Here is a 15,589-nt window from a genome sequence, read left to right on the forward strand (position 1 = left end):
ACAACTTAAAATTGAATTAAGCGTTCTGCGGATTGAACTGCATCGGCAAGTTCACCCAAACCAACCAACTCAAAACCTTGAGCAAGGTTAGCGCTAGAGATGTGATGTCGCTGTGCATTTTCTTGATCCGTTATACCGCGTGCAAGGGCAGCACTGACACAGACCGGAAGTCGAATGCCGAGTTTTTGCCATTCTGAAGTCAAATTACGTTGATCATCTGGAACCCACTGCAAAGCATTGGCAACAGATACACCATCTTGATAGAAAAAAACACGGAACTGTTGATTTTTAGTCTGTAGTGCTTGCGCAAGTCCAAAAGCATGCCAAGCATGAATAGAACTAGGAGCAGAGGTAATTAGCAATAAAGTAGACATTGAAACTTCACTTAATGAATGTGCAGAAACTGAATGGACATTCAGACTTCATAACAAAAAAGGTAGTATACAATGATTTTAGTGACGGGTGGTTTAGGCTTTATAGGCTCACACTTGGTTTTAAGCTTATTGGCACAAGGTCAAGAGGTCGTCATTGTTGATAATCTAGCCAATTCAAATTTACAAACTTTAGAAAGACTTGAATATCTTTCAGGCATGTATGTGCCATTTGTCAAACTTGACGTACGAAATACGCCGGCTTTAAACAAAGTCTTTGAACAATATTCCATTGATGCTGTGGTGCATACCGCTGGATTTAAATCAATTGAAGAATCTCGCTTAAAACCGCTTGAATATTATAATGATAATGTCAGTTGCATTATGAGTTTATTACGTGCCATGCAACGTACAGGCGTACGCAACTTGGTGCATTTATCGAGTTTAGCGGTCTATGGTCAATCAAGCTTAAATCTTGTTGAGGATTTAGCCTTTCAATATGACTACCCAAATCCCTATATTAAATCTCAACAAATGATTGAAGAGATTATCCGAGATACAGTTAAAACTGACAATGAATGGAACGTCGCAATTTTACGTAGTGGAAATGTGGTCGGGGCATTTGAACATGGTGTTCTAGGCGAGTTTGTGCAACCTTTACCTAAAAATATTGTGCCATTGGCGCTACAGGTTGCTGCATTACAGCGAGATGATCTTGAACTCCAACAGCATGTCGATACTGCTGATGGTACGGTTGAGCGTAGCTTCGTGCATGTGCTCGACGTTTGTGAGGCGATCTTTGCCAGTTTATATTGGCTAAATGGTAAATTGGGTGTTTCTGAAGCCTTTAATATCGTAGGTGAAGTGTCCTCTATTCAAAATCTTTTAAAGCAGATCGAACAGGTCACGGGTCAATCGATTCGGACACGTCAGAGTGATTATGTCTTTCAAGAGCTTGCGCAATTAGGCTCAAACAGTGATAAGGCATTGACTGTATTAAACTGGAAATCTAAACGTAGTGTGACGCAAATGATTCAAGACGAATGGCGTTTCTATCAAAATACTTTAAACTCTCGTTAATTGATTGAATAAAGACTAGAAGCATTCCATTGTTTCATTCCATCCTTTAAAGGTTTGATGGATTAAACAACTATTGAAGATTAGTATGACGTGTATTTTAAATATTGAAAATGAGAATTATTTACAAAAAGCTTGTGTAAGCATAGGATGTAAGTCAGTCATAGACGACATATAAATGACTTTAAAATTAAATGATCTAGAGGTGGAATATGCAAACACGTATTGAACATGACACGATGGGCGATGTTGAAGTACCGAGCGAAGCAATGTGGGGTGCACAGACTCAACGTAGTTTGCAAAATTTTAAAATCGGTGGTGAGCGACTTCCTCGTGCCATGATCCGTGGTATGGGCTTAGTCAAGAAAGCCGCTGCAATCACCAATGCTGAACTGAATCAAATTCCTCAAGAGCTCTCAACCTATATCGTCGGTGCAGCAGAAGAAGTGATTGCAGGGAAATGGGATGATCAATTCCCCTTGGTGGTTTGGCAAACCGGTTCAGGTACACAAAGTAATATGAACTGTAATGAAGTAATTGCCAATATTGCCAATCAAAAGCTGGGTAATCCTTTGGGGGCGCAAAAACCGGTTCATCCCAACGATCATGTCAATCGTGCACAATCGACTAATGACTCATTTCCAACTGCGATTCATGTGGCGTCAAGCTTATTGATCAATGAATTACTGATTCCTGCAGTGAAAGCACTTCGTGATACGCTTGATGAAAAATCTAAAGCTTTTGCTGGTATTGTGAAAATCGGACGGACGCATTTACAGGATGCAACGCCGTTAACATTGGGACAAGAGTTTAGTGGTTATGTGTCTCAGCTTGATCATGGCTTAAAACGCTTAAATCAAGCGCTAGAAGGGCTATATGAGTTACCTTTGGGGGGCACGGCTGTCGGTACAGGTTTAAATGCACATCCTTACTATGCCGTGAAAGCTGCTGAACAATTGGCAAAACTGACCGGTTTACCGTTTGTGACTGCACCGAATAAGTTTGAAGCTTTGGCGGGTCGTGATGCTGCAGTATTTGCTTCAGGTGCGTTAAAGACCTTAGCAGTGAGCTTAAATAAAATAGCCAATGACGTACGTTGGCTTGCCAGTGGTCCACGTTGTGGTTTAGGTGAACTGCGTATTCCTGAAAATGAACCAGGTTCAAGCATTATGCCGGGTAAAGTTAATCCGACCCAAAGTGAAGCGATGACCATGGTTGTTGCGCAAGTATTGGGTAATGACACCACTATTAATGTGGCAGGTGCATCGGGTAATTTTGAGCTGAATGTATTTATGCCAGTCATTGCATTTAACTTGATTCAATCGATTCGTTTATTGGGCGATGCATGTAATAGCTTTAATGAGCATTGCGCCGTTGGAATTGAGCCAAACCCTGAGAAGATTGATCATTTCCTATATAACTCACTAATGCTTGTGACCGCATTGAATCCTGTGATTGGTTATGAGAATGCCGCCAAAGTGGCGAAAACCGCTTACAAAGAAGGTAAAACACTAAAACAAGTGGCGGTAGAGCTGAACTTAATCACTCCTGAACAATTTGATCAGGTGGTTGTGCCTGAAAATATGGTGTCGGCGAATACGAAGTAATCGATTTATATTTGATAAAGCCCTCAATTAAGGGCTTTATTCTTTTTAAATTTAGACGAGATTGATTCTATAAAGATTTGAAGAGCAATATAAATTATAACTCTAGAGTTATTGATTAAAAACAACTCTAGAGTTATAGTGTGGTAATGAGATAAATATTGAGGGTTAAATGAAGAGTCTGGATTTAATCAGAATGATTGAAGCAGACGGTTGGTATCAGGTGCGATGTAAGGGCGATCACCATCACTTTAAACATCCAACTAAGAAGGGATTGGTCACGATTCCTCATCCTAAAAAGGATTTACCACCTGGCACTGTGAATAGCATTTTGAAGCAAGCGGGTCTAAAGTGAGCTGCACCAATTTCTAGATATATTGATTGACCCTATTTGGAGCGTAATAATGTTATATCCACTCGCAGTCGAGAGAGGCTCAGATCAACAAGCCTACGGTGTGATTGTCCCTGATATTCAAGGGTGTTTCTCTGCCGGAGATACCTTTGAAGAGGCACTTGAGAATGCTAAAGAGGCAATCGCAGGTCATTTAGAAATTTTAGCTGAGGATGGAGAAGAAATTCCTTTAGCATCAGAGGCTGTTAATTTTTTTGATAATGACGATTATAAAGGGATGGTTTGGGCTGTTGTTGATATTGATGTCAGCCGTTATTTAGGTAAGGCCGAAAAAGTTAATGTGACACTGCCAAGCCGTTTAATCCATTTAATCGATGATCGTGTAAAAAAAGACAATCGTTTTAAATCACGTTCGGCATTTTTAGCTGCCAGTGCAGAAAGAATGCTCAATGCATAAATATGTATGAAGAATAAAACCCGTCATGTGCGGGTTTTTTAATCTCCAAATTTTGGAGATTGATGATTTAATCAAAACTTAGCTTTGGATCATCTATTTCACTAAGCTTCATTAAATTCAACTTAAGCGATTTCTATTGAAGGTATTGCTCAATTAACGTTGAATAAGATGTGATAATTGCTAAAATGCAGCTTGCTTTTTTCACTGTTTGACCGTGAGTTTGTAGAAATTCATTGAAGTCTTTATTAAACAGTATGTTATCCCAAGGAATTATTTGATGTTCGATATTTATTTAACAGATGTTCAGAAGAATGTGCAATTTAAAGACTATCCAGGTGAGCACCCTATTAAATTTATTTTGAATTTCAAAAAGATTTTCCCAAGCGTGATGGAACTGATCCTACCTGTATTGCCATCAGATGAAAACTTAGAAGAGATGACATGGGAATCTACCACCACAGATCTCGAACAGTTTAAATTACTCATTAGCGGTTGGGGGGTAATTGAACTACGTTTAACCGCCATTGCGCAGTACAAAACCCGTGCTTTTGCAGATAACTTGGTGAAACAAGCTCAACAAAAACGTAAGACCTATTCAAAAGATCAACCTAAACTGTCTATGGTCGAATTAGACTACCTATTTATGCATGAAGTTCATGCATTGGTTGATGCTGAGTTGGTTGAATTGGGTGAGAAGTTCTATTTACCGACTCTACGTGATCTTTGGAAAGGTCAGCTTAAAGCAAATGTACTTGAAGCAAAATTCTAAGCTTAAAATCAGTTTTAAATGATTGTAAAAGTCCTCCTATTCAGGGGGATTTTTTATGCCTATACGCTATTTATAATTAAGCTACATTTTCCAATTCACAAATTGAATCACAGTGTGTTTCCAAAATTTATGAAAGATATGGAAATTGCGTATTGATTAAAAATAAATCAAATAAAACAAATTTTAATGAATATCAAATAAATACCATAGCAGTTACTACAAGAACTGCTTAAGGTAATAGGGCTAGAATTTGTATTGAATACGAACTAAACATCAGTTTAGATTATCTAATCAATAAAATTCAAAGTATCAAAATTCCCCGGTGGTATATCAAAGGATTTAGTCAAATGTCGAATCAGTTTTTAGATTTAATTAACAAACGCCGTACCATCTATGCCATTGGCAAGAACGTAGAACACACGCCAGAGCAATTAACTGATTTGATTCAAGATGCAATTAAACAAAGCCCATCATCTTTTAACTCCCAATCTTCTCGTGCTGTGATTTTATTTAATGCTGAGCATGAAAAGTTTTGGGGCTTTGTTAAAAACAAACTTAAGTCTTATGCAAAAGATGAAGCTGCTGCAGCCAAGACAGATGCCAAAATGGATAGCTTTGCTGCGGGTGTAGGCACAGTATTGTTCTTTGAAGATATGGATGTGATTCAAGGTCTACAAGAAAAATTCCCATCTTATGCAGAGAACTTTCCGATTTGGGCAGAACACTCAACTGCGATTGCACAATTCGCCGTATGGACAGCATTGCATACCGATGGTGTTGGTGCATCGTTACAGCATTACAATCCGATCGTAGATGAGCAAGTTCATGCAGAGTGGGATGTACCTGCATCTTGGAAACTGCGTGCGCAATTGGTGTTTGGTTCAGTAGAAGGCGGGCCAAATGAAAAGGGTTATATGGATGATGCTGCACGTTTTAAAGTGTTTAAATAAAGGTCTTTAAACATATCGGAACGGTTTGATTTGGCTGAGTAATCTGTGGATTGAAGTTAGATTGACTCGAAGCTGACTATGCTCAATGCCATATCCAAATCCAAAAAAAAGCGCTCAATTTGCTGAGCGCTTTTTTGAATACAGTAAAATGATGAAAAAAATTTAATGCGGTGTTGCACGGGCAGTTTTAACTTTTAGGCTAGACTGACGTCCATGCAGAAGATAATAAATTACGATACATAAGCAGGCACCAATGGCACTATAGAAATAGAGCTGAGCATATCCAATATAATCTAAAGCAATTCCGATAAAATACGGTCCAAAGCCTAAGCCTGCATCGAGGAAAATAAAGAAAGTTGATGTGGCAAAGCCCATTCGTTCAATAGACGCGCTTTTTACTGCAACGGTTTGACATACAGATTGTACATTGCCATAGCCTAAGCCAAGTAAACCTGCACTCAGTAATAACATCCAACCGGTATGGGCTTGACTCAATAGAAACAGTCCCAAAGCCATAATAATAAAGGCAGGGTACATAATCACATTTTCCCCTTTACGATCCAACAGTGGGCCAGTAAATGGACGTGAAATCATAATGGCGATGGCATACATCAAGAAAAAGACTGATGCTGTTTGCACTAAGTTAATTTCTTTGGCATAGAAGTTAATAAAACTTAGTACCCCCGAGTAACAAATAGATGCCAACAGCATGATGATTGCAATGGGTAAGGCTTTTGGTTCAATAAACTGCGAGATAAAACTGGGCTTTTGAACCTCGACTTGAGTGGTGAGGCTATTACTTGAAACTTGAATCTTTGGAATTTGGATAAAAAAGCCAAAGATGACACAGCTAAATGCGATCACACTGGATACGGCAAAAATCAGATTATAGCCTAAGTGAAGCATCATCCAAATGGCGAGGAAAGGGCCTATCGCTGTCCCAACAGTACTGCTTAAACTGTAATAACCAATACCTTCACCACGCCGTGTCGCAGGAATGATTTGCGCGATGATGGTCCCAAGTACCGTCGATGCAACCCCCATCATAAAGCCATGCATAAAGCGTACAATTAACAGTAAGCCGATATCAAATTGAATAAAATAAAGCCCTGAAAAAATCAGGAAACCGAGCAAACCTGTAATAAGGGTAATGCGATGACCAAATCGTTCTAAGAACTTACCCACCAAAAACCGACCGATCAACGTCCCAATAATAAATAAGCCTGATACTAAACCGGCTTGCGCCGTACTTGCACCCAATTCAGCGACTGCATAACCGACAATCACGATCACCAAAAGATAGAACACCAAAACTAGTTGAAAATTGATGGCACTGACTAAAATAAAATTTCTTGTCCATAAGGCGGGCGCTTGTGAATCAGATGTTTTAGTCATGTGTATTCTCCAGTTGGGCATTAATATTATTGCGGGATGTCTTAGGCTGTTGTAATTGATTCAGAAGTTGATTCAGGGTATCAAAACTTTGTTCAAGTGCGTGAGGCGTAAACGAGCTCAATAATGTTTTCTCATAGCTATCGATTTGCTCAGAACAGGTTTTAAACATAAGCAGCCCTTTTTCAGTGAGGCTTAAGTTTTTAGCGCGTTTATCGACGCCGTCTAAGGCTTGAATCAGTTCAAGATGAATCAGACTATGCACACGTTTGGTGATTGAAGGTTTTGAAACATTCAAATATTTGGCAATTTCGTTGGCATTAATTTCAGGTTGATCCTGAATTAAATACAGGACTTGCCACAATGAATAATTCAGTTGATGTTGCAGGAGAATTTCATTGAACTCGTCACTGAGTAAGCGTGCACTACGCAGCAAAACCGTTCTAAATTTAAGATTGGGCATAATAGTTAACTAGGGTAACTAAATTGATTAAAATTTACGCTTAATTGCACTTTATTTCAAGCTTTTCATTTATAAAAAGCCCGATAATGAGATTTTTCAAATAAAAAAGCCCATCTTGTTTAGATAGGCGATTGGATTCAGTTTAAAGTTTATTGTTCAGGCGCTTCAACGGCTTCAGTTGAGTCTTGTTCGGTCATCGGATCTGGATCAGTTTGATCTTGGGTGCGCTCTGCATCATCTAATACTGTGTCAATCGAATCATCAACACCGGTGCTTACGCTAGATTCAATTTGCTGTGGTTGTTCACGGGTGATTGGTTCATCGACATGCTGGGGCACTTGATCAACTTCCACTTGTTTAGTGGATTCCTGATCCATCAGTTCAGTTGACTCTTCATGCGAAGAAGACAGTTGCTCTGAAAGTAGATTCGGAAGGGCAAGGCTTAAAGCAAGTGTCGCGATGGTATATACACCAAAGATAATGGCAAAAATGATTCCCAATGCTTTTTCAGTTTGTTCAGTCGGACGATAATCACCGTATCGATTTGCACCCAAATCACCTTTGGTAAAATACAAATACAACATAAACAGCACCCCAATAATGGGAACAAACACCAAAAGTACCAACCATCCAGATCGATTGAGATCATGCAAACGCCGTATTGAAATACAAATCGTGACATAACCGTAGATCAGAACACTAACGATCGCAATTAAGGTTGCACACCATCCTGAAAAAGTGGATGTAAGCGGCTGAAAATCGAAGAAGTCAATTCCTGAAGTTGCAATGGCATAGACAGCACATCCAAAGGCGATAAACAGGGCACAGCTATACACCATTCCGGTGATAAAGAGCCATGCCAAATAAGACATACGGGTGAAACGTCCATGCGGTGACAGCGGTGAATCTTTGCTTGGCTGATTTCGTTCAGTAAGCTCAGTAGAGTGTATGGGTTCAACAGGAATAGGGTGACTATCAAGCGGTGTTGTCATTGTTATCATCCAAATGTTTTATGAGTTTTATAATGTTGAATACGTGATGAACGTGGTTTTTTAATTATGATGAATATCAATATATTATAAATTTAAAATCAGACCGCAATTTATTTTGTAATTTTAAAATGTAGTGGACTTAAGTCATGCTCAAGTCCATATGATTTAAATTATTAGAAAAAACTTAAATAGCCTAAGCAATTAATGCTGTTTACGATAGACACTTGGGCGAATCGGTTTGGTGCCACGCCATAAACCTTTTTTATTTCTTTTAGCGGTATCTTGCAAAGCGAGTAGATGCTTACGCTGTTTTGGGTCTTTGATATATTCCTCATATACCCATGCAGCACCACGTTTTACCATTTCCTCATTCATATTTTTTTTAAAACGATAGACAACTCCAACACATCGCCCGTAACGGTCTACATCGGTAATTTTGACTCGAACCCATTTACGGTAAACCATTTTTTTAATCAGACGTTGAGATTCAGCGCCGTAACTTTGGCTGGATTCAGGCGCATCAATATAGGCAAAACGCAGTTTGGTTTCCGAACGTCGTAAATTGAGTCTTGCGCAGGTGAGGGTATCGCCGTCGCTGATTGCAATTACACGGCACCAATAGCTTTTGCCTTTTTTATACGGTTTAAAAACCACTTGAGCCCAATTCAGTAAGCGCCGTAACAACAATAAAGCAATAAAACAAAGCACAGCACCGATTGCGATGAGCCATGTCGGGGAGAATTGTGAAAGCATCGTCAGAATAGGACTTTTAACTCAAAGAGAGACGCTTAGTTTAAAGCAAATAGCCTAAGTAAGCTGTTTGATAAGCAACCAAAACCTTATGAATTGATCTAATAACAAGCAATCAGTACATGAAACAAACAAATAAAGCGTAGGAAAAACACATCAAAATAGCCTAAGCAAAAATTTTATTATTTAATCTTTAAAAATTTATGACGCGAATTTTATTTCAAATCTTGATACCAATACATCTAGATATTTAATTCTGGCAGCGAAAAGAAACAGATTAAATATTCAAATCCTTAGACAAATCCTTAGGCAAATCAAGCTGATTCAAAATATGTGGAGGTTGCTTCAAAATTGCATCCAGTTGTTGACTCAATATTTGCATAGCAATGGGATGGTGCTAACAGCGGATAAAAAATTTACGGGACATATGTTTAGGGTTTAACAAAAAGTGTTTAAACAAGATGTCTATATGACGGCAAGAAACTCCAATATGTGCTGAAGATTGATAGCGTCACACTCTCAAATCAGCTTGTTGGGAATACAGCATAAATTGATCTAGCATTGGTGAAGTAAGTTGAATCTTGTCATTCATTTTTTTTTCGAGATCAATCGTAAAATTAACTTACTGTGAAACCAATTCAGCTGCCATATTTTTAGGATCAAGATTCACACTGAATAACTCTATATTTGGATTTAGATTTTGGAAATGGTTAAGCCGTCTAGGAATATGCTGGGCGCGATTTCATCATGAATTGCGATCTTATTATTTTGAAGTAAATGAGCTTCAAACGCATGTTGCTAAAACGAGATATTTGGATGGACAATAGTGCATTTTTTAAATGCGGATAGATTGGTTCGGCGAAAGGTCTCAGTAACATTTTTTGCGCCAGCGCGGATAAAAAAATCATCTCTTAATTGACTACCTAAACGTTATAGTGCATGACAAGTAATAGATTGATATATATAAAAACTGTGCAGTTCGACTGTTATTTTTGTGTTCAAAATTGCAGTAAAAAGAGGGTACATATTCATATCCATCTTGTGAAAAGAGGACATGTTGAGTGCTGTTTGATTATGCAAATAATTCATAGTGCTGTATGGAATTAAATCAGTTTATTCATCATCGTTTTTGAACTAAGCTGTTGTAAAGGATATTTCACGATGTGAATAAAAAGGATAAAACCATGTTTGAACTTTCTGCGCGTGCACAAGATTTTGTGTCACGTACCCAAGCCTTTATCTCTGATGTAATTGAACCTGTTGAAACGCAGTTTTGGCAGGATGTCCATGCACTGAATCAAGGCGGTGATTGGACACACTGGCAATGGCCCGCTCAACTTGAAAGTTTAAAAGATCAAGCCAAGCAGGCAGGGCTGTGGAATATATTTTTACCTGATGCAAAATTAGGTCAAGGTTTATCGGTTCAAGAATATGCCCATGTTGCAGAACTTTCGGGTCGTAGTCTGATTGCCCCTGTGGTCTTTAATTGCAATGCACCAGACAGTGGCAATATGGAATTGTTATGGCGTTATGGTACAGAACAACAAAAACAACAATGGCTTATGCCACTCTTAGAGGGAAAAATTCGTTCCGTCTTTTGCATGACTGAGCCGGATGTCGCATCTTCTGATGCCACCAATATGCAAGCCACCGCGATCATCGAAGGTGATGAGATTGTGTTAAATGGACGTAAATGGTGGTCTTCAGGTTTAGGCGATCCCAATGCCAAAATCATTATTTTTATGGCGCACACCCCAGATCCAACCAAAGATCGTCATCATCAACATTCTATGGTGTTGGTTCCTATTGACACGCAAGGGGTTAAGATTGAACGCATGTTGCCTGTATTTGGTGATTATGATGCGCCGCATGGTCATGGTGAAGTCAGTTTTAATCAGGTGAGAGTACCGATCAGCAATTTTATTGGCGGTGCAGGACAAGGGTTTGAAATTGCACAAGGACGCTTAGGGCCGGGTCGTATTCACCATTGTATGCGTTGTATTGGCGCTGCTGAAAAATCATTGGAACTGATGATTGACCGTGGTATGAGCCGTAAAGCCTTTGGCAAAGAAATTTTAAAACTCGGTGGCAACTTAGAACGTGTGGCTGAAGCACGGGTTGCGATTGATCAAGCACGATTATTGACACTTTATGCCGCTTATAAAATGGATACCCTCGGTAATCTTGCAGCACTTACAGAAATTTCAGCGATTAAGGTGGTAGCGCCAAGTGTTTTAGAAAAAGTAGTTGATATGGCCATGCAAATTCACGGCGGTGCGGGGCTTTCACAAGATACACCACTGACTGGATTTTTTGCCCAAGCCAGAGCCTTACGTTTGGCCGATGGTCCAGATGAAGTGCATAAAGGCATGATCGCAAAATTAGAGTTGGCAAAACGAGGCTATACTCAAAATCGTCATTAAATTCATGGTTATTAATGAAATTATATTGAAAACAGCATGATCACAATGTGTTAAAACATAATCTATGCCACATAGAAAATACATGACTTAAAACCCGTGTAGATTCTAGATATTGAGATAGAGAATAGAAAACTGGATAAGGAAGATAAAATGTCAGTGATCGATGTAGGTGGAGCAGTTCGAGCAGGAGAAGAACTCGATATAGACTCTGTCACCCGTTGGCTACATGAACAGAATGTTGATGTGCAAGGCAATGCTGAAGTAACTCAATATTCAGGTGGAGCTTCGAACTGGACTTACCGCTTAAAATACGACAATGCTGATTTAATTTTAAGACGACCACCGAAAGGTACCAAAGCCAAATCAGCCCATGACATGGCACGTGAATTTCGAGTGCAAAAAGCTCTGCGCCCATTTTATCCAGTCCTGCCAGAAATGCTGGCTTTGTGTCAGGATGAATCTGTGATTGGGGTAGACTTTTATGTGATGAAACGCATTGAAGGGATAATCCCAAGAGCGAAACTGCCGCCTGAATTACAGTTTGAAGAAGCACAAGTGCATCAGCTATGTATCAATGTTTTAGATAAATTGATTGAGTTACATCAAGTGCCTTATCAAGGCACGGAATTGGAAACATTAGGCAAGGGCGATGGCTACTGCCGACGTCAGGTTGAAGGCTGGGATAGTCGTTTTGAAAAAGCCCATACCATCAATGTGCCATCCTTTAAATACGTACGTCGTTGGTTATTGGATCATATTCCTGAAGATTCCAAAACGTGCTTAATTCATAATGATTGGCGTTTTGACAATGTCATTTTAGATCCACAAAATCCAACCCAAGTGATTGGGGTATTGGATTGGGAGATGGCAACTTTAGGTGATCCTTTAATGGATTTAGGTTCCGCTTTGGCGTATTGGGTTGAAGACACCGACAATCAAATCTTTAAATCCACACGGCGCCAACCGACCCATTTAAAAGGCATGCTTACACGTAAACAAGTGGTCGATTATTATCTAGAAAAAACGGGCTTACAAACCGATAACTGGGCATTTTATGAAGTCTTTGGCATCTTCCGTTTGGCGGTGATTGCACAGCAAATTTATTATCGTTATTACCATAAGCAAACCCACAATCCTGCATTTAAAGATTTTTGGATTGTGATTCATGCCTTACATATTCGTGCGCTTAAATTGATTGGCTTACAGAAAATCGAAGCCAATGAGCTTGCACAAAAATACATTGCTAAATTTAAAGAGTTAATGCCGAAATGACCACCATTTATTTTGTCCGTCATGGACAAGCATCCTTTGGTGCAGAAAGTTATGACCAACTGTCGCCCAATGGCGAACTACAAGCAAAACTTTTAGGGCAATATTTTGATCAAATCTTAAAAGAAGCGCCTTATGTAGTAGCAGGTGCAATGCAACGTCATCAACAAACCACCCAAATTGCATTGGCACAATGTTTTCCTGAAGCAGGCGTTGACACCAACGCAGCTTGGAATGAATTTAACCATCAACAAGTTTTTGCCCAATATGAACCTCGATTCAATCAACCACATTTACTCAAACAGGATGTGGCACAACACAAAGACCCGCGTGCGTATTTAGGCCAAATTTTCGAAGGTGCAATCGCACGTTGGACGGGGGGAGAGTTTCATCACGAATATGATGAATCTTGGCCTGAATTTAAAGCACGGGTCGAAGGCGCATTGGTAAACTTGTGTCAGCAACTTGCCCAAACTAAACCACGTTATGCCGTGGTGTTTACCTCAGGTGGCGTCATCTCGGTTATTGCAGGCAAACTCTTAGAGTTAAATGCCAATCGAACCTTTGCACTCAATTGGGCAATTGCCAATACCAGTTTAACCACCGTACGTTTGGTCGGGACAGAACCACAATTACTCAGTTTAAATGAACATCATTTTATTAAGGCGCAGCGCCCTGATTTGTTGACATGGATATGATCAAATCAGTTTAAATTAAAGATAAGCATTGATAAAAAGACATTAAAGAAAAGGACATAAAAATGGCAAAAACAATCTTAATTACCGGTGCCAGTTCAGGCATTGGTGCAGGCATGGCACGTGAATTCGCACAAAAAGGCTATAACCTCGCCATTTGTGCCCGTCGCTTAGAACGCTTAGAACAACTGCAACAAGAATTAGAATCAAAATACGGCGTTCAAGTGAGCCTAAAAGTATTAGACGTGACCGATTACGATCAGGTCTTTGAAGTGTTCCGTGCATTTAAGCAAGAGTTTGGCAGCATTGATCGGATTATTATCAATGCCGGTGTCGGTCAAGGACGACGCATTGGCAAAGGCAATTTTGAGATTAACCGCGCTACAGTGGAAACCAACTTTATTTCAGCATTGGCACAGTCTGAAGCAGCAGTTGAAATTTTCCGTGAACAAAATGCCGGACATTTGGTGATGATTTCTTCAATGAGTGCTGTACGAGGTATGCCTAAACACTTAACCGCTTACGGCGCAAGTAAAGCTGGTGTAGCTCATTTAGCTGAAGGGATCCGTGCAGAACTTATTGATACCCCCATTCAAGTGACCACTATATTTCCCGGCTATATACGTACTGAAATTAATGAAGGTGCAGGCAAATTACCTTTTGAAGTGGATGAAAAAACAGGTTCACGTTTGTTGGTGGCTGAAATTGAAAAAGCCCCGATCAAAGCTTATGTGCCGAAGTGGCCTTGGTTACCTTTGGGATTAGCCATGAAAGTCTTACCTTTAAAATGGGTCAATAAACTCGGTTGACAGTGAACAAGTATATTGAGCATCTATCGAAGATCATCAGCAAGACTCATCATCAAAACCAAAAGGCATTCGTTGTTCATGCCTTTTGGTTTTTAATTTCAATGGTTTTATTAATGTTTTGTCGATCATCGCTCGTGTTGACTGTCATCCATGATATTGATCTAAATCAAATATGGAGCAGAGTATCTTTAATCGCATCTGAAGTAGATTTTGAAGAATGTATTTATTGAATCAGATGACCGACTTGATTCAATACAGTTTGGTTACCTTTGGTCACAGAAAGTGAAACTTCAGGTGAATCATCTGCACCGATGAGATTTCGATCCACTCGATACTGATATTGCCCCGATTTAAACAGGTAGGCATGATTGCCTCCAGAGCCTTCACATTCCACACGACCCTGATTTAAAACCAAGTCAGGTGGAGTAGACATTAATTTATTGTTTTTCCATGAGGCATAGCGATACTGTCCATTACTGAGTAAATCGATACGAACGCGATGATTCGAAGTTTTAAACTGAAGCTCAGGTTGTTTAAAGGTTCTGACACTGGCATGCAACTGCTGTTTTTGTTGCGCAAGCAATTGCGCTTTTAATTTCTTTTCCGCCGCAGATTGATAATTGACCGCAGAAATCTGACTTTCATTCAACCAAACGATGCCATCATCCAACATGACTCCACGCCAACCCACACTCGACCATTGTTTTGAGGTGGACGATGCGATCTTTTCAATCAGATGCTGATCAAACACTTGGTGAAAGCGAGTCTGCATTTGTTTGGCATTTTGAATGGCAGGAATCGGCGTTTCCCGCTGTAAAGGATATTGAATATGTTGTGATATTTCAGGGATTTTAGTGTATTTGAACAATTGAATGATTTTTTTTACTTGCGATTGTTGTTCTGTATTTAATTGATCTGCATAACTGCTACTCGAAATGGCGAGCGAGCCAAGTAAAACTATGCCAATTAACTGCTGAGTATAGCGGGCATTATTTTTGAGTGGTTTTCTCAACGTCCAAGTCAGCATGATTTCATCCTTATTCTTCATCATAGAGTTAAACAATTAACAATTTGAGCGATTTGGCAAAGAAATGCAATGAAGCATCTTGTAAAAGCACGGGTTATCACAAAAATGATTACCATCATGCAGTGTAAAAAAATTATTTAAGTTGTTTATTCAATGAATAATCAATGAAATTTTGGGGCAAGTCACCTA

Annotated in this window: 16 protein-coding genes; 10 read left to right on the forward strand and 6 right to left on the reverse strand. The window is 39.4% G+C overall.

The genetic code is table 11. The features are described from left to right. Positions 1-5: 5 nt before the first annotated feature. The gene (gene tusD, locus G8D99_RS07585) at positions 6-374 is read right to left on the reverse strand and encodes a sulfurtransferase complex subunit TusD (RefSeq protein WP_166324032.1); all 369 of its coding nucleotides are present in this window, start codon (positions 372-374) and stop codon (positions 6-8) included. A gap of 72 nt (positions 375-446) precedes the next feature. Here tusD and galE point away from each other — a divergent pair, with 72 nt between their 5' ends. The 6 genes from galE to G8D99_RS07615 all read left to right on the forward strand — a co-directional run bounded on the left by galE (position 447) and on the right by G8D99_RS07615 (position 5,580). After that, complete coding sequence (gene galE / locus G8D99_RS07590) at positions 447-1,451, forward strand: UDP-glucose 4-epimerase GalE (RefSeq protein WP_166324034.1); 1,005 nt, start codon at positions 447-449, stop codon at positions 1,449-1,451. A gap of 209 nt (positions 1,452-1,660) precedes the next feature. Next, positions 1,661-3,055, forward strand: a complete 1,395-nt coding sequence (gene fumC / locus G8D99_RS07595) for a class II fumarate hydratase (protein ID WP_166324036.1) — start codon at positions 1,661-1,663, stop codon at positions 3,053-3,055. A gap of 169 nt (positions 3,056-3,224) precedes the next feature. Next, positions 3,225-3,407: a type II toxin-antitoxin system HicA family toxin gene (locus G8D99_RS07600; RefSeq protein WP_166324038.1), complete on the forward strand. Its 183-nt coding sequence runs from the start codon at positions 3,225-3,227 to the stop codon at positions 3,405-3,407. Positions 3,408-3,456: 49 nt separating this feature from the next. Beyond that, positions 3,457-3,861 carry a type II toxin-antitoxin system HicB family antitoxin gene (locus G8D99_RS07605; RefSeq protein WP_166324042.1) on the forward strand — a complete coding sequence of 135 codons (405 nt, stop codon included), beginning with the start codon at positions 3,457-3,459 and terminating at the stop codon, positions 3,859-3,861. A 277-nt stretch (positions 3,862-4,138) separates the two neighbouring features. Continuing rightward, on the forward strand, positions 4,139-4,630 hold the full coding sequence (locus tag G8D99_RS07610) for a hypothetical protein (RefSeq protein ID WP_166324045.1): 492 nt from the start codon (positions 4,139-4,141) through the stop codon (positions 4,628-4,630). 347 nt (positions 4,631-4,977) lie between these two features. Beyond that, complete coding sequence (locus G8D99_RS07615; protein WP_166324049.1) at positions 4,978-5,580, forward strand: nitroreductase family protein; 603 nt, start codon at positions 4,978-4,980, stop codon at positions 5,578-5,580. Positions 5,581-5,742: 162 nt separating this feature from the next. On the opposite strand, the gene G8D99_RS07620 is transcribed toward G8D99_RS07615, so the two are convergent. The 4 genes from G8D99_RS07620 to G8D99_RS07635 form a co-directional block, all read right to left on the reverse strand. Continuing rightward, a complete protein-coding gene (locus G8D99_RS07620) occupies positions 5,743-6,975 on the reverse strand; it encodes an MFS transporter (protein WP_166324052.1) in 1,233 nt (410 codons plus the stop codon). Beyond that, the gene (locus G8D99_RS07625; RefSeq protein WP_166324055.1) at positions 6,968-7,435 is read right to left on the reverse strand and encodes a MarR family winged helix-turn-helix transcriptional regulator; all 468 of its coding nucleotides are present in this window, start codon (positions 7,433-7,435) and stop codon (positions 6,968-6,970) included. Before G8D99_RS07625 ends, G8D99_RS07620 begins: the two co-directional genes overlap by 8 nt. A gap of 149 nt (positions 7,436-7,584) precedes the next feature. Continuing rightward, positions 7,585-8,427 carry a DUF805 domain-containing protein gene (locus G8D99_RS07630; protein WP_166324057.1) on the reverse strand — a complete coding sequence of 281 codons (843 nt, stop codon included), beginning with the start codon at positions 8,425-8,427 and terminating at the stop codon, positions 7,585-7,587. A 201-nt stretch (positions 8,428-8,628) separates the two neighbouring features. After that, positions 8,629-9,180, reverse strand: coding sequence for a thermonuclease family protein (locus G8D99_RS07635; RefSeq protein WP_166324059.1), 552 nt, complete (start codon positions 9,178-9,180; stop codon positions 8,629-8,631). A gap of 1,181 nt (positions 9,181-10,361) precedes the next feature. Here G8D99_RS07635 and G8D99_RS07640 point away from each other — a divergent pair. The 4 genes from G8D99_RS07640 to G8D99_RS07655 all read left to right on the forward strand — a co-directional run bounded on the left by G8D99_RS07640 (position 10,362) and on the right by G8D99_RS07655 (position 14,373). Further along, entirely contained in the window at positions 10,362-11,600 is a 1,239-nt protein-coding gene (locus G8D99_RS07640; protein ID WP_166324061.1) for an acyl-CoA dehydrogenase family protein, read from the forward strand. A 150-nt stretch (positions 11,601-11,750) separates the two neighbouring features. Beyond that, on the forward strand, positions 11,751-12,872 hold the full coding sequence (locus G8D99_RS07645; protein ID WP_166324063.1) for a phosphotransferase family protein: 1,122 nt from the start codon (positions 11,751-11,753) through the stop codon (positions 12,870-12,872). Further along, positions 12,869-13,567 (forward strand): histidine phosphatase family protein, encoded by a 699-nt coding sequence (locus G8D99_RS07650; protein ID WP_166324065.1) that lies wholly within the window; start codon positions 12,869-12,871, stop codon positions 13,565-13,567. Before G8D99_RS07645 ends, G8D99_RS07650 begins: the two co-directional genes overlap by 4 nt. 62 nt (positions 13,568-13,629) lie before the next feature. Next, positions 13,630-14,373: an SDR family oxidoreductase gene (locus tag G8D99_RS07655; RefSeq protein ID WP_166324067.1), complete on the forward strand. Its 744-nt coding sequence runs from the start codon at positions 13,630-13,632 to the stop codon at positions 14,371-14,373. Positions 14,374-14,596: 223 nt separating this feature from the next. Here the strand turns inward: G8D99_RS07655 and G8D99_RS07660 are convergent, their stop codons facing one another. Then, positions 14,597-15,400 (reverse strand): hypothetical protein, encoded by an 804-nt coding sequence (locus G8D99_RS07660; protein ID WP_227554377.1) that lies wholly within the window; start codon positions 15,398-15,400, stop codon positions 14,597-14,599. Positions 15,401-15,589 lie beyond the last annotated feature (189 nt).

The sequence above is a fragment of the Acinetobacter lanii genome (genome assembly GCF_011578285.1).
GTDB classification, from domain to species: domain Bacteria; phylum Pseudomonadota; class Gammaproteobacteria; order Pseudomonadales; family Moraxellaceae; genus Acinetobacter; species Acinetobacter lanii.